At 39.2% G+C, this 21,039-nt stretch carries 17 protein-coding genes; 1 reads left to right on the top strand and 16 read right to left on the bottom strand.

All coding sequences use genetic code 11. The features are described from left to right. Positions 1–195: 195 nt before the first annotated feature. The 5 genes from AB3K24_RS01180 to AB3K24_RS01160 form a co-directional block, all read right to left on the bottom strand. The gene (locus tag AB3K24_RS01180) at positions 196–1,443 is read right to left on the bottom strand and encodes a chloride channel protein (protein ID WP_367973412.1); all 1,248 of its coding nucleotides are present in this window, start codon (positions 1,441–1,443) and stop codon (positions 196–198) included. Between the two features lie 172 nt (positions 1,444–1,615). Next, positions 1,616–2,962, bottom strand: a complete 1,347-nt coding sequence (gene brnQ / locus AB3K24_RS01175; protein ID WP_367973411.1) for a branched-chain amino acid transport system II carrier protein — start codon at positions 2,960–2,962, stop codon at positions 1,616–1,618. 550 nt (positions 2,963–3,512) lie between these two features. Continuing rightward, complete coding sequence (locus AB3K24_RS01170) at positions 3,513–4,421, bottom strand: ROK family protein (protein WP_367973410.1); 909 nt, start codon at positions 4,419–4,421, stop codon at positions 3,513–3,515. Between the two features lies 1 nt (position 4,422). Next, the gene (locus AB3K24_RS01165) at positions 4,423–6,018 is read right to left on the bottom strand and encodes an alpha-L-rhamnosidase-related protein (RefSeq protein ID WP_367975518.1); all 1,596 of its coding nucleotides are present in this window, start codon (positions 6,016–6,018) and stop codon (positions 4,423–4,425) included. Continuing rightward, entirely contained in the window at positions 6,018–7,196 is a 1,179-nt protein-coding gene (locus AB3K24_RS01160; RefSeq protein ID WP_367973409.1) for an MFS transporter, read from the bottom strand. The genes AB3K24_RS01165 and AB3K24_RS01160 overlap by 1 nt, the downstream gene beginning before the upstream one ends. Before the next feature lie 130 nt (positions 7,197–7,326). Between AB3K24_RS01160 and AB3K24_RS01155 the strand changes: the two genes are divergently transcribed. Continuing rightward, on the top strand, positions 7,327–8,265 hold the full coding sequence (locus tag AB3K24_RS01155) for an AraC family transcriptional regulator (RefSeq protein WP_367973407.1): 939 nt from the start codon (positions 7,327–7,329) through the stop codon (positions 8,263–8,265). A 118-nt stretch (positions 8,266–8,383) separates the two neighbouring features. Here AB3K24_RS01155 and AB3K24_RS01150 read toward each other — a convergent pair whose 3' ends face one another. The 11 genes from AB3K24_RS01150 to AB3K24_RS01100 all read right to left on the bottom strand — a co-directional run bounded on the left by AB3K24_RS01150 (position 8,384) and on the right by AB3K24_RS01100 (position 20,969). Further along, the gene (locus AB3K24_RS01150; RefSeq protein WP_367973405.1) at positions 8,384–9,865 is read right to left on the bottom strand and encodes a 6-phospho-beta-glucosidase; all 1,482 of its coding nucleotides are present in this window, start codon (positions 9,863–9,865) and stop codon (positions 8,384–8,386) included. Positions 9,866–9,962: 97 nt separating this feature from the next. Beyond that, positions 9,963–10,868: an ROK family protein gene (locus AB3K24_RS01145; protein WP_367973403.1), complete on the bottom strand. Its 906-nt coding sequence runs from the start codon at positions 10,866–10,868 to the stop codon at positions 9,963–9,965. A gap of 10 nt (positions 10,869–10,878) precedes the next feature. Next, positions 10,879–11,922, bottom strand: a complete 1,044-nt coding sequence (locus AB3K24_RS01140; protein WP_367973401.1) for an alpha/beta hydrolase fold domain-containing protein — start codon at positions 11,920–11,922, stop codon at positions 10,879–10,881. A 20-nt stretch (positions 11,923–11,942) separates the two neighbouring features. Then, complete coding sequence (locus tag AB3K24_RS01135; RefSeq protein ID WP_367973399.1) at positions 11,943–13,124, bottom strand: MFS transporter; 1,182 nt, start codon at positions 13,122–13,124, stop codon at positions 11,943–11,945. A gap of 98 nt (positions 13,125–13,222) precedes the next feature. Continuing rightward, complete coding sequence (locus AB3K24_RS01130) at positions 13,223–14,095, bottom strand: AraC family transcriptional regulator (protein ID WP_367973397.1); 873 nt, start codon at positions 14,093–14,095, stop codon at positions 13,223–13,225. 91 nt (positions 14,096–14,186) lie between these two features. Next, a complete protein-coding gene (locus AB3K24_RS01125; protein WP_367973395.1) occupies positions 14,187–15,653 on the bottom strand; it encodes a glycoside hydrolase family 1 protein in 1,467 nt (488 codons plus the stop codon). Positions 15,654–15,672: 19 nt separating this feature from the next. Next, a complete protein-coding gene (locus AB3K24_RS01120) occupies positions 15,673–17,568 on the bottom strand; it encodes a beta-glucoside-specific PTS transporter subunit IIABC (protein WP_367973393.1) in 1,896 nt (631 codons plus the stop codon). Positions 17,569–17,837: 269 nt separating this feature from the next. Further along, positions 17,838–18,197: a DUF1304 domain-containing protein gene (locus AB3K24_RS01115; RefSeq protein ID WP_367973391.1), complete on the bottom strand. Its 360-nt coding sequence runs from the start codon at positions 18,195–18,197 to the stop codon at positions 17,838–17,840. Beyond that, positions 18,198–19,154 (bottom strand): NADP-dependent oxidoreductase, encoded by a 957-nt coding sequence (locus tag AB3K24_RS01110; protein ID WP_367973389.1) that lies wholly within the window; start codon positions 19,152–19,154, stop codon positions 18,198–18,200. 18 nt (positions 19,155–19,172) lie between these two features. Further along, on the bottom strand, positions 19,173–20,513 hold the full coding sequence (locus tag AB3K24_RS01105; protein ID WP_367973388.1) for a dihydrolipoyl dehydrogenase family protein: 1,341 nt from the start codon (positions 20,511–20,513) through the stop codon (positions 19,173–19,175). Further along, positions 20,514–20,969 (bottom strand): MarR family transcriptional regulator, encoded by a 456-nt coding sequence (locus tag AB3K24_RS01100; protein WP_367973386.1) that lies wholly within the window; start codon positions 20,967–20,969, stop codon positions 20,514–20,516. Positions 20,970–21,039 lie beyond the last annotated feature (70 nt).

Raw genomic sequence — 21,039 nt, 5'->3', positions numbered from 1 at the left:
ATTTAACTCTCTTAATTATGCTGTATGCGGCAAGAAAAGTATAGCAATTAGATCACTAAAAAGCGCAATTAGCACCCTTTAATTGCGCACGAATAGATTGCTAATAACAGTTTGTCATTTACTAAAAGGCTGTCGTATCAACTTTCATCAGATTGCACATTAGGCAATCACTTATGTTTGATAGCAAACATTATCTTAATCGGATAATATTTTTTTTGAAACAACAGTCGCTATTAGGATGCCGAATCCCATTGGTAATAAAGCAGACGACCCTAAATGACAGATTTCAATCAACATAAACATTGCCATAAAAGGCGCTTGTTGAGACGCTGCTAATAGTGTCCCTGCGCCTATTATCGCACATTGCCAAATTGACACCGCAGGTAACCATGGCATAAGCATGAACCCCAGAATTGCGCCAATAGCTGCACCAATGGCTATTGCTGGTGTTAATGTTCCGCCTGAAGCGCCAGCGCGAATCGTCAATGCCGTTACAACTACTTTTAACATGCCACCAATTAATAAGATCATCATCATTTTTTGATTGCTGCTACTAATTGCTAATTGCGCTAATGACCGCCCATTTCCCATGATTTCAGGAAATGTTAAAGCAATTAATCCAGTTATCAACCCCATAGTCGGCAATTGCCACAATATTTGATTATTTTTTGTTTGATGCCCTTCAGCCCACTGACATAATTTTCTAAATAGCGCACCGGCTATGCCAGTAATTGGCGCTAAAATAAAAATAAGCACAAAACTAATGAGCGAAAATTTAGCATCCCCTATGAGGTAATAAGGTTGAAACCCCTTAGCCAAAGAACCCACAAACATGGCAATCGTTGACATGGTCAAACTCACAGCCACTGTACGTAAGGTTAATTTTTTAAGTAATACTTCAACAGAAAAGAGCATGCCAGTAAACGGCGCAATATATATACCAGCAAATCCTGCACCTGCCGCTGCCGTCATTAATAATCGTCGATCTGACTGTGATAGCGCTGGCACATGCAACTTCCGCAGTAAGTTATCCCATTTTTGAGCAAATAATGCACCTGCTTCTCGAGGTGCCAGTTCACGACCAATAGAACCACCCGTACCCACAAAAAATATTTGTGTAATAACATGTAAGACTGTTTGCCAAAACGGCATTTGTTCGCCATTAAGTGCCTTTTTTATACTAACTGGCGCCTTTGTTTTAGTTCGTAAAAACCACCAAATCACTGCAACAATCATGGCACCAATGACTACTGAAAATAACCGATCAGTGGGCATTGTTCCCACTGGTGCAGGTATACTTGCCGTTTCTTCATAACGTAAAAATAGTCGCTCTATTAAATCCAAAAACAACCCCAGTAACATCGAACTCAAGCCAACTATCAAGCCAAGTGCAATAGTTGAAATAGCTAAAACAATATTTTTTTTGTACCGATCAAACGCCATATTTAAACACCTATTTTTTCAATTTGCTAACCCTTATATTCTACCGCAAGGACGGTTATAATTCGATCTTTTTTAAATGGTAATTTTATCGGTACCAGTGGATTAAAAATAGTGGATAACAAGTAACTAAAGTCATTGTTATCCACTATTCGATTACACGCTTTACACCAAACTAATTTAGAGTACTTTGTCGTTGAATTTTATACAATACAAGTCCGACAACAAAACCAACGATTGTTGTGATGACCCATTCTAGGCCAACATCAGCAAATGGTATATGATTTGTATACCAGGAAACTAAAGGTTCAATTGTCGCACTACCAGAAATATGAGCTGGCAGGTTTTTTATACCATCTAAAATAGCTGGAATAAATGTTAATATCATCGTGGGTAAATAAACAATACGCGCATTATTAAACAGCGGTGATAGTACACCCAGTAGTATTAACGTAATTGCAATTGGATATAAAAACATTAAAACCGGTAGCGCCCAACTAATAATTGTATCTAAACCAAAATTCGAAGCAATAAACGACAAAAATATTGTGATAAATAGCCATTTTTTATAGGATAACTTTGGAAAAATGCGATGAAAATCCTGTGCGAAAGATGCTGTTAGCCCGATAGCTGTGGTTAAAACAGCTATAATACCCATGACAGCTAAGAATGCGCCACCTAAATCACCTAAGTAATAGGTTGTGATTTGCATAAGTGCTATCGTACCATTTTCAGATAAATTAAAACGTGATAATGATGTCGCACCAAGTAAAATCAACCCAATATACATCACTGCAATACCACTTATAGCAATAATACCTGTCTTGGCCGTGATTTTGGCAATGACCCCACTGTCTGAAAAACCCAGTCCCTGAATTGCTCTAACAATACTAATGCCAAATGTTAGGGCAGCTATAGCATCGAGTGTGTTATAGCCTTCTAAAAACGCTGATGAAAAGGCACTTGTTTGATATGCTAATGTCGGCGTATGTGTTAACCCGCCCATGGGGTGAATCAATGCAATTAAAAATATCATGCCAATTAAAATGACAAAAATTGGATTCAGATACTTACCAATATATTTGGTCACATTTTTTTCACGAGAGCCCAACCAAAATACTGTCATAAAAAATATAGCTGAAAAGATAAACAAGCCTATTTGTTGCCCACCTTGAGGTAACCAATTACCAAAACTCAGCGAGTAAGCTACTGTCGCAGTACGCGGGGTTGCAATCATTGGTCCAAGTGACACGTGGGCAGCTATCAAGAAAAAAATTGCAAAGCCACTGCCTAGTGGTTTCGCTAAATCATAGACGCCCGCTGATCTAGTTTGTGATAATGCAATTAAAGCCAACAGTGGAATAACTGTCGCACTTAACAAAAAGGCGATTGTGGCGGTTAACCATTGACCACCAGCTAATTGTCCCAAATGTACCGGGAAAATTAAATTACCTGCCCCAAAAAACATGCCAAATATCAAGGAAGACAACAACATCGTTTGTTTAAAATCTAGTTTTTTCATTCTTATTCCCTCTTCTCCAATAACGTATAAATTAGCTCATATTGATTCAATTAAAAAAACCCGTTATTTGTATTAAATCAATACAAATAACGGGCGAATTCTCGCGGTACCACCGTTTAGTTCTCAGCGTGCTATAGCACGCTGATCATCTCTTAACTACGGAAACTTTTGTGAAAACACATTAGTTTCGATAGCCATACGCTCTAACGGTCGTTACCGATCAGCACTTTGTTTTTTTATAAAACGTCGTACCAATATTCTCCAGAACTACTTTCAAATACACACCAGGTACCTTTTCACTACACGGTACTCACTAAGCGGGCTAATGTATTTTACTCTTTCTTTCATCGAAATATTAAACTATTTTATTATTTTCACATACTTCTCTTACAAAGTCAATGTTTTGTTTCAAATACGATGTAACGAGCGCGCTACTTTATACCATCTTTTTTTCTTAAAAATATGTCCTATAAGTTTATCGTAGAAAGCATCGTTATATAATAAGTCATAGAAAAAAACAGGACTAGTCATTGACTAATCCTGTTAATTATTATACTTCGTCATTAATTGTTTGTAACAAATGGTAAATTGCCCCGTACAAATTAGCGTCATTGCCAAATTTGCTTGGCATGATTTCAACTGGTGTTAGCGTGTTAATAACCATTTCATTACGTGCAAACAACGTTTGATAAGCTTTTTTAATTTCTATTGCCACAATGCTTTGCTCTGAAATACCACCGCCAATGACATAACGTTGTAAATCAACAACAGTCTGTACATTATAAATTAGCAAGGCAATTGTCATAGCATAACTTTCAAAAATTGGCCAAGCAATGGCATCGTGTTGATTGATAGCTTCAAATACTTTAAATCCATCATGCTTATCTGGTAATTTTAAGGCTGTTGCCACACGCGAAATCATACCCACTGCACTACCAAGCGAGCCCTCAAGATGAGCCATTAACAAATCAGAATGATACGCCAAAAAACTCAACTCACCTGCTTGAAAATGCGTACCAGAAAACAGTGCACCATTAAGAATTAACCCGCCACCCACGCCTGTTCCTAATACAACGGCTGCGCCATTTTTAATACCCTTCAAATTACCCAACCACAACTCAGATAACGCCGCAGCTTTACCATCATTTTCCACAGTCATAGGGACTGAAATATTTAACTTCTGCGGTAAATTAATCTTGTTCAAAAAATCAAGCGCGCCGCCACCATAAATAGTTTCATCGTGATGATCAACCTTGCCAGGTACGCTAATGCCTACACCTTTCACGCCATCAATATAACGCGAAATAATGGTCTCTAATTGATTTAAAAATTCTGACAAACCTGCTGTTTGCGTAGATTCGCTATGCTTTTCAATTAGTCGTCCCGCGCGATCAACAATGCCATACTTGATATTTGTGCCACCAATATCAATGGCAAGGTAATTTAAATTGTCTGTCATTTCACACCGCCAACTTCATAACATATTTCCTTAATAAATAAGATGGTGTACAACTCCACGCATGACTATAACTATTTACCATGACACTGCCATACGGCGAAAAATCTGGTTGATTAGGATCAAACGCCTCCCAAAAAGTATCAGCGCCTAACGCGATCATGCCACCCCAATAATCTTTGATTAATTGAATAGCATCAGTTTGATGGCCTGCAATAAACAACGCCTCAACCACATGATGATACATATATGGTGTTGCAATACCCGTGATAGGAAACAACTTTATTTTTGACTTTGCCATTAATTCATAATTTTGTTCACTATTAAGCACCCCTGCTAATACCATCCATACTTGGCTCGCAATGTTTATTTGACGTTCAGGGCCACTAACAAACAAACCTTCTTTAGCATCAAAGTAATATGTTTTGGCTGCATCAATGAGCTGTTTTAGCTGATTTTTATACGTTTCTACAGGTAATTTTTGAGCCTCAGATAAGGTAATGAATTGCTTTAAAGCATAAATTAGGATTGCCTGTGCAGCGGCTGTCTTATCAATCGTATTCGACCACTCAACAAACACTGGGTATCTGTCGTCCAAGGACAACACACCAGCTGAATTGACAAAGCTCAAACCTACATCAATCGCTTTTTTAGCTGTATCGTATAAATCGTTGCGTACCTCAACATCCCTAGTATGCTGATAATAATCATGTAAAGTTGACACAAAGAACAAACTATAATCAAACAAAAACGTATCATCTGCTACAATTTCTGGTTCAGTAAACACATTTGCTGCAAGCCTACCATCTGTCGTTGGCATACCGGCAAACAAATAAAGTGAGCGTTTCACAAGCTGACGATCATCAAATGTTGCATAATTTGCTAATGCTTGCAGACGCAAATCGCCTAACCATAAACGATGATCTCTTTTAGGGCCATCCTCATAAACATCTTGCATAGAATCTTGTAACGTTTTTTGGCTTACGTCATCAATTTTTTGAAGTACAGGATCATCTAATCCTAAGGGTTTCAATACTTTTTTATTTAACACCGCACTAACTGCTGTTAACTCCGGATTAGCGAGTGTGATTTTATACTTCGCAGAAGTATCAATCACTGAAATTTGAACATATCGGAAAGCATATCGTCTTGGTAATACTAAAGTAGTTGGTACAACATCCAAATGAATATATTCTTCTGCAATCCAAGACTTACTTAACCAGCCATCGTATTCATCAGAATTCCCCATTAATTCAGCCGGTAATTCCGCAAATTTAATATGAAGATAGGTTGGCGCATCCATCGGCGAACCGACATGCTGAAGGTCAACTTTAAAATAACCAACATGATGATTGCCAAAGTCTAATATCACTGAATCATTACGTCCTAATGCGTACGTATCAAGTTTTAATAAATCTCGTGAGTCATTTTGAGCAGACCAGCCATTAAATTTCGTTTTATCTGCGACGATATCTACCAGTCGACTAGGTTTCACAATGGCACGCTGCAACACCGGTTTATTATTTTTAGCTTTGTCCAAAAAATAATTATTATACTGCCATTTAACATCATTATTAATCTGAAATGTAAAATCTGTCATCATTTAACCTCCATACGATTTGAATTCTTTGCGCTGTGAATCGTAACGACTATCACAACGATAGCTAGTACCAATAAAATAATGCTCCCTGCACCAAATAATGCATTTGTTGTACTAGCTCCTACAACATCCCCTATAATTGCTAATCCATACGGTGACATTGACGCACCTAAATTGGCCCCTACTAACAATAAAGAAGTAGAAAATGCATTACTGCCTTCAGGTGATAAATGCGCAACTTGTGTAAACAAGTAGGGAACATACATGGCAAATGCTGCTGTCACAAACAAAACAGAAGCCATAGCCAAGAATAAATTATCGGCTATATTCAGGCCAAAGAACCCAACAGCCATGGCCAAAACAGCTACTGGCAACATCCACTTTTTTAATATTTTATATATTGTGCCAAACATCAATGCTGTTATCAAACCAACTAATTGCGCCAAACTCAACGCACTTGAAGCGTCGGTTTCATTGCCATAATGATTTTCTAAAAATAATTGTGCGAGTTTAATTTGCGTTGCCATATCTAACATGATTGTAATAAATAGGAAGACTACCAGTGACACAACAGCAACATTTGTCTTCAAAACAACTTTAGGTCTGACTTCATTGCCATTATCTTTCGTCTGAGTTTTTGGAATGACCAAAAAGAATACAACAGCAATTGGCAAGATAATAGCGTATACCCAATACGCTTGATGCCAATTAATTTTTAATAATTGTCCGGCAACAAATGTCATAGCGGCTGCACCTAAACTTTGAAAAGCAGCTTGAAACCCAATTAACTGTGCACGCTCAGTACCTTCAAAAAAATCACTGATCAAACTAACCGCAAAGGCATTGAATAACCCAAAACCAATACCTAATCCAGCACGAGATATTAAAATAACTGTGAAGTCATTACTAAACACTGGGACAAGTCCAGAAAAGAAAGCAATCGTTAATCCTAACAATACGGTATATTTTGGTGTTAAAAATTTAGCAATGATACTACTTAATAATACAAATATCATTACCATAAAAGCTGGAATAGTAGTCAGTAATTCTACTGATGCTTGTGGTACACCCACAAATTCCTTTGCCATAAGCGGAATTGATCCGGCAATTGTCCCTCCCGACGTTAGCACAAGCGATATGGACAGCAACGCTAATTTAAAAATACTTTTTCTTCTCATTATTATTTTCTCCTTTACAGTTCCGATAGTTTAAAAAATGTCAGCGCTTACATTTTTAATTATAAACGATTATAATTAAAAACAAATACCTTTTTTATTGCAAAAAGTATCATATTTACAGGAGAAAGCCATGGATATTTTACAATTATTATCAACCCTCGACCCAATAGAAATACACCAAAAAAAGACAAAACAGTTCTTGACGGAGTTTCCTGACAATGAAAATACAACAAACTTCCGACTACCTAGTCATTTGTTTTTTAAACACAAGTCAGTATCACTAAGCAAACACCATCGCTTTGCAAAGTATCCCACACATAGTCATGAATTTGTTGAGATTAATTATATTTTTTCTGGCACTGTGACAGAAATTATAAATGGTGAGCGCGTTATACTAAAGAAAAAAGATTTTATATTGATTCCTCCCAAAATTGCTCATGAAATTTTACCACTATCAGAAAAAGATATTATGATTAATTTGATGTTTCCTTTGCACAGTTTTTCAGCACAAGATGTCAGCTATATGATAAACGATTCCTCAATAACACTAGATTTATTTATCAAAAGAAATGCTACCAAACCAGTGCATTTGAATGATACGAAGATCAGTCAATATATTGAAAGTATTGCAACCGAATACTTTCTACCTGAAAAATTTTCTAATGAAATGATTCACCATTATGTATCTTTATTATTCTTTCAACTTTTTCGTTTATTACATGACAATCTTCTACCTGAAATTAAAGAACAAATTCTCACGACGGTTTTGCATACAATTGAAGAAAACTTTGCGTCTATCACATTACAGGATTTATCTCAAAAAACAGGTTACAGTTATAGTTATACTAGTAATTTAATTAAAAAAGAACTACATTCAACTTTTTCCGAAATCGTTTTAAATCAAAAACTTTTGCATGCTGCTGATTTATTACGCAACACAAATTTGCCTATTGACAGCATTATCATGCAAGTCGGACTGAATAACAAAACCTATTTCTATAAAAAATTTAAATCCTACTATGACACAACACCAAAAGCATACCGAAAAATGGCAGATTACAAGAATTAACTGAAAACTTGCACAAAAAAGCTGCAGACGATTTAATGGTAATTAACCATTAAAGATCTGCGGCTTTTGTCTATTTTATCATCTCATAAAGGTTCTGGCATGCCAACTTTACTTGAATTTACAAGTCCACCCCACGACTCGCAATCACTTGTTGATACCAGTTAAAGCTGGCCTTCTTATAGCGTTTTGCAGTGCCTTCACCAAAATCGTCTAAGTCAACATAAATGTAGCCATAACGCTTTTTCATTTCGCCTGTGCCGGCAGAAACGATATCTATTGGCGCCCATGATAGGTACCCAATCACTGGAATGCCATCATTCACGACTGCCTTTTCAACTTCGGCAATATGTTCACCTAAGTAAGCCATACGGTAATCATCGTTGACTGTTTTAACACCATTTTTTTCAATCAATTCATCATAAGCACCAAAGCCGTTTTCTACAATCATAATTGGCAATCCTGGATACAAGTCATTTAATTCGTTTAAGGCATAACGTAAACCTTGCGGATCAATTGCCCAACCCCAGTCACTGGCTTTAATTTGATCATTTGGTAGCGCTTCCCAACGTGTTGCAGCATCTAATTCAGAATCGTCATCGTCTTTGGCACGAATAACAGAAGAGGCATAGTAAGAAATACTCAAATAATCCACCTTGCCTGCTGCCAAATCAATAAAGTCTTGGTCTGTCACGTCTGAACGCCAACCTGTGCGTTCAAAAAGTTTTTCTAATTCGTTTGGATAGGCACCACGAATATGCACATCGCTAAACCAATCACGTTGTTGGCGTGCTTTTTGAACAGCCAACTGATCGGCTGGCTTCGTTGTTGCTGGATACATTGTCGCCACATTGAGCATAGCGCCAATTTTAAAGTCTGGATTAATTTCATGTCCAATACGTACAGCACGGGCACTTGCTACCAATTCGTTATGGGCAGCTTGATACATCGCTGCCTGACGCGCTTCAATAGTTGTACCCGCTGCAAACTTTAAGCCAGAATTTGTCCAAATCAGAAAATCAGATAAACCACTAACTTCAGTTTGATTAGCTTGGTTGGAAATTTCATTATGCGTAATCCAATATTTGACCTTATCCTTGTAGCGTTCAAAGACAACTCGTGTATAATTTTCAAAAAAATCAATCACTTTGCGATTAGTCCAACCACCATATTCAGTCACCAAATGATAAGGCATTTCAAAGTGTTGTAATGTAATGACTGGCTCGATTCCCAATTCAAGCATGGTATCAAACATCTCATCATAAAATGCTAGCCCATCTTCGTTGGGTTGGTCCTCATCGCCATTTGGAAAAATACGTGTCCACGCAATAGATGTACGGAATGCCTTGAATCCCATTTCAGCCATCATCGCCAAGTCTTCTTTATATGTCTTATAAAAATAGATGCCATGATGATTAGGGTAATTTTTGCCGGCAATAACACCGTCAGTAATTTCACGTGGTACTTCATGTGAACCAGCCGTCAAAACATCCGCAATAGACACGCCTTTACCATCAGCGTCCCAATACCCCTCTGCTTGGTGCGCTGCAATTGCGCCACCCCACAAAAAATCTTCTGGTAATTGTAAGCCCTTCTTCGTCATATAATCGTCCTGCCTTTCATTTGATACTTTTAATTGTAAGCGTTTTCTTTATAAAAAAACAGCTTTTTACATGCTAGTTATAAGATATTATTTGAACCTAGACTTCTTTGTTAATTGTCATAAGCAAATGATAAATGGCCCCATACAAATTGGCATCATTAGCAAATTTACTTGGCAAAATCTCAACTGATGTTAACACAGAAGTGACAATTTCGTTACTATGAAATAGCTTATCGTAAGCTTGTTGTATCGTTGTTGTCACAATTTTTTGAGCACTTATACCACCACCAATCACCACGCGATCAACATCCACAATCGCTTGCACATTGTAAATTAAGTGCGCAATTTCGTTGGCATAAGCTTCAAATATTGGCCAAGCCACTTCATGACGTTGATTGATTGCTTCGAAAACTGCGTACCCGTCATATTTATTTGATAGACCAATCTCTGTGGCAATACGCTCAATCATCAAAACAGCACTCCCACGGCGACCAATCCAATTATCTTCGTTGTTTAAATTCTGCCCAACAGACATGAAACTCAACTCACCCGCTTGAAAATGTGACCCCGCATATAGTTGCCCATTAAAAATCAAACCGCCACCAACACCAGTGCCCAAGACAACGGCCGCGCCGTTTTGCACTGCTTTCAAATTACCTAACCATAATTCGGCTAAGGCCGCTGACTTGCCATCATTTTCAACGCTTATTGGTACTTGGCTGTTTAATAATTTTGGCAAATTGACTTGGTCTAAGAAGCGTAGTGCACCACCACCATAGATTGTATCATCTTTATGATCAACCTTACCTGGTACACTAATACCAACGCCCTTAATTTGATCAGTATAATGCGTTACAATGCGAGTCAGTTGTTCCAAAAAAGCACTCAAACTAGTTGTTTCAGTAGGTTCGCTATGTTTTTCAATCAGAATGCCTGAGTGATCAATAACGCCATATTTTAAGTTTGTGCCACCAATATCAATGGCGAGATAATTTAAATTCATGATGATTCTCCTATTTCACGGCAAACGTTGCCGCTTCTCTCAAGGCATCTTCAGCTTGCGCAAAGTCCCCAACTTTGTCCATAAAGGCATGTGTCATACCATTGTAGCGCACATAATTAGCCTGCCCTCCATTTAATCGCACTTTTTGTATAAAAGCCTCTCCTTGGAAACGCAATGGATCATATTCATCAATAATGGTTAACGATTCTGGCAATTGCGCTAACAACTTGTCATCGGCCAAAAATGGCGAGATATAAACGCTGTCGGGATCACTATTTTGAATATAAAGCTGATCTATCAAGCCACTGCTACCAAAGAAACCATTAAAGTACGGCAACAATAAGTCGCGATCAGCTATGCTAACTGGGTAGCGACGGACATCATTAAACAATTTTTCGAATGTCACATCATGCGCCTGATAAGTTACTGGATAAAAGGCAATTAACTTAGTGATGACATTTAACCCGAATTCTCTATCCAAGAGACCGAGACCATAAGCAAAGCCGCCGCCAGCAGAGTCACCCAAAACCGACACTTTGCGCTTATCAATTGGCCAACCACTTTGATTCAATACCCAAATAATGGTTTGATAAGCTTCTAAAAACCCTTCTGGGTAAGGATGTTCTGGTGCAAGTGACCAGTCAACGGAAACCACCAACACATCTGCTAAATCAGCCAATGCACGCGCTGGCTTATCCACATTGTTAAGTGACCCACCGAAAAAACCGCCGCCATGATAAAAGAATATAACCGGCAAGATCTCATCTACCAATGTTGTTTTAACATATGTGCGTACTTTAACCCCATACGCTGTTGCCGTGTCAACGACTGTTAGCGGATGTGTTGCAATATCTATCGCGTTTGGCCAACCCATCATGGCACGTAAACTTGTTATATCAGGTGGTATTATGGGCGCAGGTTCATTAATATTGCGTTGCCCAGCAAGTAGTTCTTCGCGTGCACGTGGATCCAATACGCCGCCTTTTGTTTGCTCTGGTACCAACTTTATCACTGTACCATTTGTGATATCATCAATTGTTTTAAATTTTGTCATATTTTTCTACACCTCATCCTTTATTTTTTCAATATACTGATTGTCAGTTGAACGATGGCCAAAATAAACATCATGATTGTCGCCACCATCAGTGTGGCTTGATTACTCGTTTGCCCTGTCAGTTGGGTGGCAATAGCCAGAACTTGTGGTGATAAAAAGACCGCAACGTTAATACCAACCAACATGAGCGCAGAAGATAAATTAGATGACCCTTCAGGTTGAACTTCAGCCACTTTCCCAAAGATAGCTGGTATCACAACAGGTAAACCAAACCCAACTATCAAGATACCGATCCAGACGGTCACAATACTTGTTGCTGACATAATCACGCCAATTCCAATACCTGCGGCAATCAACCCAACCGGAATAGTCAAACGACGTAACCGCTTATAAATTTGGCCATACAATAAGCTTGGTAAAAGACCAATCAGTGACATCACGCTCAATTGTGTTGCTGCCACCGTTGCTGTGCCTAAGTTTTGTTCAACCAAGAAACCGGCTAATTTCAACATCAAAGCAAAATAGAATGCAAAGAAAGTTGCCATGAGTAACGCGTACCCAACCACAGCCATATTTGTTGTTTCTTTGGTTTTCAATGGTGTCGTTTCACCATTGTCGCTAGCAACAGGGTTCGTGAATTGATCAATTTTGGTAGCAAAGACCCCAAACAAAACAAGTGGTATCACAAACAACCAGTTAACATTAAAAGCAACTTGCCAGCCACTTGTGACTAATAAGCCAACAACAAGTGATGCGGCTGCATTACCAACTGTGCCGACTGCTGATTGAAAACCAAGCATCGTTTGTCGTTCTTCACCATCATAAACGGCCATAATCAGACTGTAAGCCAAATTATTGAACAACCCAACACCGACACCAAGCAGCAACCGTGAGACAAAAATAACAGCATAATCGCTAATGAATACTGGCACCAGACCTGCTAACAGCGCAATCGTCAAACCAATCAACGTGGCACGACGTGCGCCGATACGCTGAATAATCCATGAGCTTGCCAATACTGTGATCAACAGCGAGATTGTCGGTAACGTGGCGAGCATTTCAACCTGTGTCGGTTGATATTGATTAAAGGCTGCAATCATCGCTGGTAAAGCCGTTGAGACAGCTGTTGTCACCGTTAATACCAATGAAATTGATAGAATTGATAATTTAAATAAAAACGAATTTTGAACTGGTGCATTCATGCCCTACTCCTCCATGTCTAAAATAAAAAAGCGCTTCAATACTTATATTGTAAGCGCTTTCTTTTATGAAGATAGAACAATTACCGACTCTTTTTAAGTCACTTTCTGAACTTTTGCCGGTAACTCTTTGGTGTCATATTGTAAGTCGTCTTGAATAACCTTTCAAATGATTTCACATCACCAAAACCAGTCATATCGGAAATCCAACTGATCGATTTATTCGTATTCATCAAATATTGATACGCTTTATTAAGGCGTATGGCTTGTAAATATGCCAATGGTGTCATCTGTAACTTCATTTTAAAATAACGCGATAAATAACTTGTGGACACATCGAAATGCTCAGCAATAGCTGACACCGTCAAGCCACTATGCACATGCGCCTTGATATACCATAAAATTTTGTATAATTTTTCATCTACTGCTTTAATTAAATGTGGATTAACACCAAAATCACGATTTGAAAAATGCATAACAAGTTCATCTAAAATATCATAAGACAATCGCGTGATACGTAAATAATTTGTCGGATCATGACGTAACGTGTGGTGCATTGCATATAAATAATCCACCAACTCCGTGCTTTCAACCGCACTTATAGTATTAGGATGTATTGCAAATACCATTTCAGAGACATTTGGCAAAGCCATGTGTAAAAAATCATTGTTAAAAAACAATGTAAAGGCCTCCGTGCCAAGTTTTTGCATTGGCACAGCATGAACGCTGCCTGAATTAATCACGAGCACATCCCCGGTGTGCGTGTCATACTGTCGCCCATCGATCATAAATTGATCAATATGACCATCAACAGTCAAACTTAACTCTACTTCTTCATGCCAGTGTCTTGGGACAGCGTGTTGCTGCTCACGTGCCTCATGCATAATCCAGTGTACCGGTAAATTCAACGATTCCGGTTTGACAATTTCATGTTTAAAAACTTCTCCGACACCATTTCCAGCTACGTATGCCATCTGACGACCCCCATTATTTCATATCGTTATCATATCACATTTTGTAAACGGTTACAAAAAGACTAGGGCACGTCGTACCCCAGTCTGCATATTATTTAAATGCTGCGGCACCATCAGTGGCAATCACTTCTTGATACCAATAGAAACTATCTTTTCTAGAGCGGTCAAACGTGCCATGCCCCTGATCATCGACATCGACATAAATAAATCCGTAACGCTTTGAGAATTCAGACGTCCCAGCTGACACAAGGTCTGTAATACCCCACGTTGTGTAACCCCATAATTCAACACCGTCTTGAATGGCTTCATACAGTTGTTGCACATGTTGTTTCACATAGTTAATGCGATAATCATCATGAATGGCCCCGTCTGCTGCAACGGTATCTAATGCACCCAAGCCATTTTCAACCACAAACATTGGCACTTCATAACGATCATACAAGTTGTTTAAGGTGATACGCAAACCGACTGGGTCAATTTGCCAACCCCAATCTGAACTTTCCAAATAAGGGTTGGCTTCACCGTTAACAAAATTCCCCGACGCTTTTTCAATGTTGATACCTGGTTCATGACGCACCACAGTACTCATATAGTATGAAAATGACATAAAGTCAACTGGGTGAGCAGCCAATATGTCTAGATCCCCTGCAACAATGTCTAGTACAATGTCATTTTCTTTAAAGAATCGCTTGGCATAGGCGGGATACTTGCCACGAACTTGCACATCAGAGTAAAAGAGATTTTCATGATCCATTTTCAATGTTTGCAAGACATCTAATGGATCAGGGGTTGCTGAATATGATTGCATACGCGCTAACATCATCCCAACTTTTAAGTCTGGATTCAACTCATGCGCGAACTTTGTTACCAAACTAGATGCTACAAATTGATGATGTGCAGCCTGATAACGATCTTGTAGTGAGTAGGCTGTGTCATCTGACAACAGTGCCCCACCGACATAGCCTGCCACACCAATAACGTTAATTTCATTGAACGTTAACCAATATTTGACTTTGTCTTGATAGCGCGTCAACACGGTTTGAGCGTATTTAACAAATAAATCAATCACCGTACGATTCTGCCAACCACCATAATTTAGCGCAATGCCAATTGGTGCCTCATAATGTGACAAGGTAACCAACGGCTCAATGTCATACTTACGTAGTTCATCAAACACATCGTCGTAGAATTGTAATCCTGATTCATTTGGTTGCGCGTCATCCCCATTTGGAAAAATGCGCGACCAAGCAATTGACAGACGAAAAGTTTTCAAACCCATTTCCGCATACAAGGCAATATCTTCTTTGTAACGATGGTAGAAATCAGCTCCCCAACGCTTTGGATACAAACCGGTCTCATCGGCTAAAGCTTCCTCTACCTTGGCTTTACTCATAGGTGCTGCAAAACTCGAAAACGTTTTGCGATTTTTCGGGTCAATTGCGACTGCTGTATCTGAGGTTGCCGGACCACGGCCACCTTCATTCCAACCCCCTTCAAATTGATTGGCTGCCGTAGCACCACCCCATAAAAAGTTCTTTGGAAATGTTTTATCTGTCATGTGTTTGACTCACTTTCTTTTATTTTTTAAGTACGATCAAGTCGCTGGTAAACCTGACATTTTGACTTGTCGTTGGTGTCACTTCGACATATTGTGGTGAATTAGTGACGATAACTGGTGTTACTACTGAATAACCGGCTGCTTGAATGGCCGCAATATCAAATGACACTAATTTTTGACCTGCTCTAACACGATCACCTTGTGCGACATGGGCTGTAAAATACTTTCCCTCAAGTTCAACAGTATTCATACCGATATGAATTAACAATTCAGCACCTTTATCAGTCACAAAGCCAATCGCATGCTTGGTTGGAAACAAAATTTTAACTTCGCCATCTGCTGGTGCCACAATCTCACCAATACTTGGTGCAACGGCAACACCTTGGCCCATGGCGCCAGATGAAAAGACGACATCTTCTACGTCAGCTAAAGCAACAATGTCACCTGTAACCGGACTTTTAACGACTTCACTTTGCAAAACAACTTCTGCTGATACATGCGTTTGAGTTTGCGTAGCACCTGTTGTTGCGACTGCTGGTGTCTTGTCATAAAGTTTAGGTACTTTGACAAACATCATACCAACAAAACCTAACACAATCGCCATCACAGTTCCGATGAGCATGTGCATCACGCCCATCAAGTTACCATTTGGACCGATATATGATGGATACATGAAGACACCGAGCCCACCATTGATATATGCTAAGACCTTGAAGTAACCCAGATAAGCGCCAACAATACCTGATGAAATAATTGACACAATGAATGGTGTTTTCATTGGCAATGAATAACCGTAAATCGCCGGTTCTGTCACACCAAAGATTGATGAAATAATAGTTGGGATAATACCTGTCTTGACTTTCTTTTCCTTTGTTTTAAAAAACACACCAGTCAAGACACCTGTTTGTGTAAAGTTAGGCAAAGCAGCTGCGGCCATCAAAGGGGAGAATCCCATCGTGGCAATTTGCGTGATAATCAACGGAACAATTCCCCAATGCAAGCCAAACATGACTAAGATTTGCCAACCAGCACCCATAGCAAAGCCATAAAGTATTGGACTGATATTATAAATTGTTGTGAAGAAGGCTCCGACACCGTTTGAGGCGATATTGGCTACTGGGCCGACAATTAAGAAAGTCAACCAGAGTGTCACAAAAATTGTCGCCATTGGGACGAAGAACATTTTCACATTGTCGTTTGTATGCTTCTTCATGAATCGTTCAATTTTAGAAGCAATGAAAATGGCTAAAATAATTGGCAATACAGAGTTGTAATAGCCACCAGCTGGTAGTTGAACTGACAAGCCCATGAATGGCTTTGCGGCACCTAATAGTTGGGATAGATTAGGATAAACCAAAGCACCCGCAATAGCCAGTGCCGTATAGATATTCATTTTAAACTTATTGGCTGCTGTTACCGCCAAGAGAACGGGCAAATATTGAAACAAACCATCACCAATAGCTGTCATGACCACATAGATACTATTGTCTGCCGGCATGCCAGCTGCGGCTAGAATTGCTGTCACACCTTTTAAGATACCAACTGCGGCTAATGCACCTAAGATAGGTTGGAATAAGCTAGAAACAACATCAATAAAACGATCAAACAAGTTACCTTGTGGCTTGACATCATCGCCCTCATCAATATCCAAACTACCACCTGCAGGCAAGTGACCAACTTTTACCACTTCCTCGTACACATCTGGGACATGGTTACCAATCACTACTTGATATTGTCCACCAGCTTTCACAACTGTGACAACGCCATCACGTTGTTGCAGGTAGTCCGTATCTGCAATACTCTCATCCTTCAAATTGAAACGCAAACGCGTCACACAGTGGCGTAACCCACTCACGTTTTCTGCGCCACCAATGTGTGCTAAGATGTCTTCTGCGAGTTCTGTATATTTAGCCATCTTTATTCCTCCATTCCTAAAACTTTTACACTTTTATTGTAAGCGCTTTCATGAATGAAATAATACACTTTTTGCGGTTAAGTTCGTCACTTTGTGAACACAACAATGACAAAATCACAGCATGCATGCGTCTATAAATTTTCATATTATCCAAATTCGACTTCAAAATCAGTGCTTTTATTTGTACCCAAAAGCACTAGTGGTGATTCCATTGTACAAAAAAACTGATACAATTATCAGTTGATAGTTGTATCAGTTTTGTACTTGTTTTATTTCAAGTACAAAGTAACTAGCGCGATCATTGCTGGTAACCCTTGTACCAGAATAATTTTACGTGCAGCGGTGAAACTACCGTATATGGCAGCAATAATGATAAATATCATTTCCATTTGTAACATTAAAATCTGTTGCGGCCCTTCTAGAAAGAACAGTGTGCCAAAAATCAATGCCCCAAGTAAGCCATTATAAATACCCTGATTACCTAGCAATGACTTCACTTCTGGTATTTTAACAAAAGATTCTTTTAATTCAAATGCTTTCGCTTGTTGTTTTGGTGAACCAAACATTTCAATAAACATGATACCAACGGCCTCTATTGCCACCAATCCTGTCATGATATATGCAATCATTTATGTCTCCTCTTTTTCAGATTTTTTCATCTGAATCACTATTTTACCATGTGCATGATGTGTTTCACTACGTTCATGTGCGGAACGAATGCCACTTGTCGTTAATGGGTATACTGAATCTATCACAATATTTAATGTACCATCAGCGATAGCATTGGCTAATATGGCTAAATCTTGCCCATTGGTATCTAACCACCCTGTTTCAACAGTCTTATTAGCTGTTTGTTTTTGTGCTTCAGTTAACATTGCTGAAATCGTCACAAAATGGCCGCCGAGTTTCAAAATAGCAATGCCATTATCGATATCACCAACCATATCAAATACGGCGTCATAATCTGATAATACCTCTGTTATATTTTCTTGATGGTAATCAATAACGCGATCAGCACCTAAGCTAGTGACAAAGTCGTGGTTGCTTAGGCTAGCTGTCGTGGCAACATACGCGCCTAATTTTTTAGCGAGCTGAATGGCATAAATTCCCACACCACCTGCACCAGCTTGAATAAGCACTTTTTGACCAGCAGTGACTTGAAGCTGACGTAACATTTGTAATGCCGTCAAACCAGCCAATGGAACGGCTGCGGCGGCTTCAAAACTAACATTGTCCGGTTTGCGTGCTAATTTATCTGCTTTAACTGCTGTGTATTCTGCATACGACCCATTTTTACCAACTGAATCAGTATCTGGTCGTGCAAAAACTGCATCACCGACATGAAAATCATCGACATCATCACCGACTGCTATAATTTTGCCTGCAATATCCCAGCCTAAAACAACAGGAAATTGCCATTGAAACATATGCTGTAACAAGCCTTGACGCGCTTTGTAGTCGATTGGGTTAATACTCGTCGCCATATTTTCAACCAGAACTTCATCTACCTTAATTGCTGGTACTGCTATATCAACAACTTCTAATTGACTACTATCGCCATATTGATTAATAACTGCTGCTTTCATATGCTAACGCCTCACTTTTTAAACTAAATAATTTGCAATCAATGGTAACACAATCCCTGTATGCGTCGGGAAAGCAAAAATTTGAGATTTAATGTCCTCACTCGTATATTGCTTGTTAATGACTGGCACCAACGCGTTAATCACTTCAGGTGCAAAATCACCCATTAACGCTGCCCCAACCAATTGTTTGTGTTGGTTAATGACAATTTTGATGGCTGCGTGCACGTCATTTAGCGTCTGAAAACGCATGATTTGACCATAAGGAATAGCAATAGTAGTCAAATCTGATTGTTTATCAGCTTCAGCGGTTGTCACGCCTACTTGTGCCACACGTGGCAGCGTGAAGGCTACCGTTGGGACAACCGGATAAGCAATTGGTGTCTGATCTCCCAGTAAGACACGGGCAATATAATGTGATTCAAAGGTTGCTGTCGGTGTTAAACGGGCAATTGGTTTTGAAATCACATCCCCACTCGCATAAATATTTGGTACCGTCGTTTGTAAATGGTCGTCTACTAACACGCCTTGACGATCGTAAGCGACATGAATTTCATCTAACCCCAAATCTTCAATATTAGCCACACGGCCAGTTGTATCCATCACATAATCAACTTGATAGGCGTCACCTTGTGCTGTTGCCACAAGATATTGTCCGTTTTCAAGTTTTGATACCTCTGAAACCGCATGATTGAAGGCAAAAGTAATGCCTTTTTTAGTCATATCGCCCACGACGGCTTGCGCATAATCAGCATCAAAACCATTTAATGCGCGGTCACCATATTCAATCAACGTCACATCGCTACCAGCAGCTTGCGCGATCGATGCGAATTCCATGGCAATGTAACCCGCCCCAATGAACGCCATTGATTTTGGCATATCTGGTAAGTCTAAGAAATCAGTACTGTCATGTGTTAACTCAGCACCAGTAATTGGTAACTTAGCCGGACGTTGTCCAGTTGCAATGACAAATTGCTCAGCTGTATATGTTTCACTACCAACTTTTAGCGTATTTTCATCTATAAATTTGGCATGCCCTGCAATAATATCGATGCCATCTACTGACAACATATGTGCCAAACCATCTGATAATGGATCAATGACTTCGTGCTTGTATGCCATCAATTCTGGCCAAACAATATCTGGTGTCTCGTTAATCCCGATACCATGATAATGATGTAAGTGATGAATCATTTCAGCTGGCCCATCAAGCAAAATTTTGGCATTACAGCCAAAATTTGTACAGGTACCAGCAACTTTATTTTCTTCAATAAGTGCCACTTTTTTACCAGCACGTACCAATGCTTGTGCACCATGCCATGCAGCGTGTCCACTACCAATAAAAATCACATCATACATCATCTATTTTTCTTCCTTTTCTGCTATCATGCTTTGTAATACACGGTTGAGGGCTTGATTTTCTCTAAGTACATCGGCTAACGGTCGGCCACTACGTTGCAACAACGCGTCACGTATGTCATCAACTTCTGCAAGAATCTTTTGGAATAAATGTTGTTTCTCATCGACCATTGCCAAAACTTTGATCCGCTTATCCGTTGCACTTTGAACTTTTAAAATCCAGCCTTTCTGGACAAGTTTATCAATAACTGGCGTGAGCGTGTTACTTGATAACTCCAAATCCACACCAATATCCGTCATTTTCAGCGCACCACGCTGGTGAATAATCAATAAACTCATATATTGTAAATACGACAAATCATATTGATCCAAAACCTGACTATATAATCGGTGGAAGTAACGATTTGTGTTATAAGCCGATAAGCATAGCTCATCATACAGATGTTCGTCTTGTACCATGTTGGCTCCTTGTGTTTTTCTATATCAAAATTATATCGCATACGATATAATTTGTAAACTATTAACCTAT

The organism is Leuconostoc aquikimchii, from assembly GCF_040838325.1.
Lineage (GTDB): Bacteria > Bacillota > Bacilli > Lactobacillales > Lactobacillaceae > Leuconostoc > Leuconostoc aquikimchii.
Note: the sequence above shows the minus strand (reverse complement) of the source record. Positions and strands in the feature narration are given on the sequence as shown.

Coding starts and splice junctions, on each gene's coding strand:
- AB3K24_RS01125 (WP_367973395.1), bottom strand. CDS start 15,653: ATGACAGATAAAACATTTCCAAAGAACTTTTTATGGGGTGGTGCTACG.
- AB3K24_RS01135 (WP_367973399.1), bottom strand. CDS start 13,124: ATGAATGCACCAGTTCAAAATTCGTTTTTATTTAAATTATCAATTCTA.
- AB3K24_RS01130 (WP_367973397.1), bottom strand. CDS start 14,095: ATGGCATACGTAGCTGGAAATGGTGTCGGAGAAGTTTTTAAACATGAA.
- AB3K24_RS01105 (WP_367973388.1), bottom strand. CDS start 20,513: ATGATGTATGATGTGATTTTTATTGGTAGTGGACACGCTGCATGGCAT.
- AB3K24_RS01115 (WP_367973391.1), bottom strand. CDS start 18,197: ATGATTGCATATATCATGACAGGATTGGTGGCAATAGAGGCCGTTGGT.
- AB3K24_RS01110 (WP_367973389.1), bottom strand. CDS start 19,154: ATGAAAGCAGCAGTTATTAATCAATATGGCGATAGTAGTCAATTAGAA.
- AB3K24_RS01140 (WP_367973401.1), bottom strand. CDS start 11,922: ATGACAAAATTTAAAACAATTGATGATATCACAAATGGTACAGTGATA.
- AB3K24_RS01165 (WP_367975518.1), bottom strand. CDS start 6,018: ATGACAGATTTTACATTTCAGATTAATAATGATGTTAAATGGCAGTAT.
- AB3K24_RS01170 (WP_367973410.1), bottom strand. CDS start 4,421: ATGACAGACAATTTAAATTACCTTGCCATTGATATTGGTGGCACAAAT.
- AB3K24_RS01155 (WP_367973407.1), top strand. CDS start 7,327: ATGGATATTTTACAATTATTATCAACCCTCGACCCAATAGAAATACAC.
- AB3K24_RS01145 (WP_367973403.1), bottom strand. CDS start 10,868: ATGAATTTAAATTATCTCGCCATTGATATTGGTGGCACAAACTTAAAA.
- brnQ (WP_367973411.1), bottom strand. CDS start 2,962: ATGAAAAAACTAGATTTTAAACAAACGATGTTGTTGTCTTCCTTGATA.
- AB3K24_RS01180 (WP_367973412.1), bottom strand. CDS start 1,443: ATGGCGTTTGATCGGTACAAAAAAAATATTGTTTTAGCTATTTCAACT.
- AB3K24_RS01150 (WP_367973405.1), bottom strand. CDS start 9,865: ATGACGAAGAAGGGCTTACAATTACCAGAAGATTTTTTGTGGGGTGGC.
- AB3K24_RS01160 (WP_367973409.1), bottom strand. CDS start 7,196: ATGAGAAGAAAAAGTATTTTTAAATTAGCGTTGCTGTCCATATCGCTT.
- AB3K24_RS01100 (WP_367973386.1), bottom strand. CDS start 20,969: ATGGTACAAGACGAACATCTGTATGATGAGCTATGCTTATCGGCTTAT.
- AB3K24_RS01120 (WP_367973393.1), bottom strand. CDS start 17,568: ATGGCTAAATATACAGAACTCGCAGAAGACATCTTAGCACACATTGGT.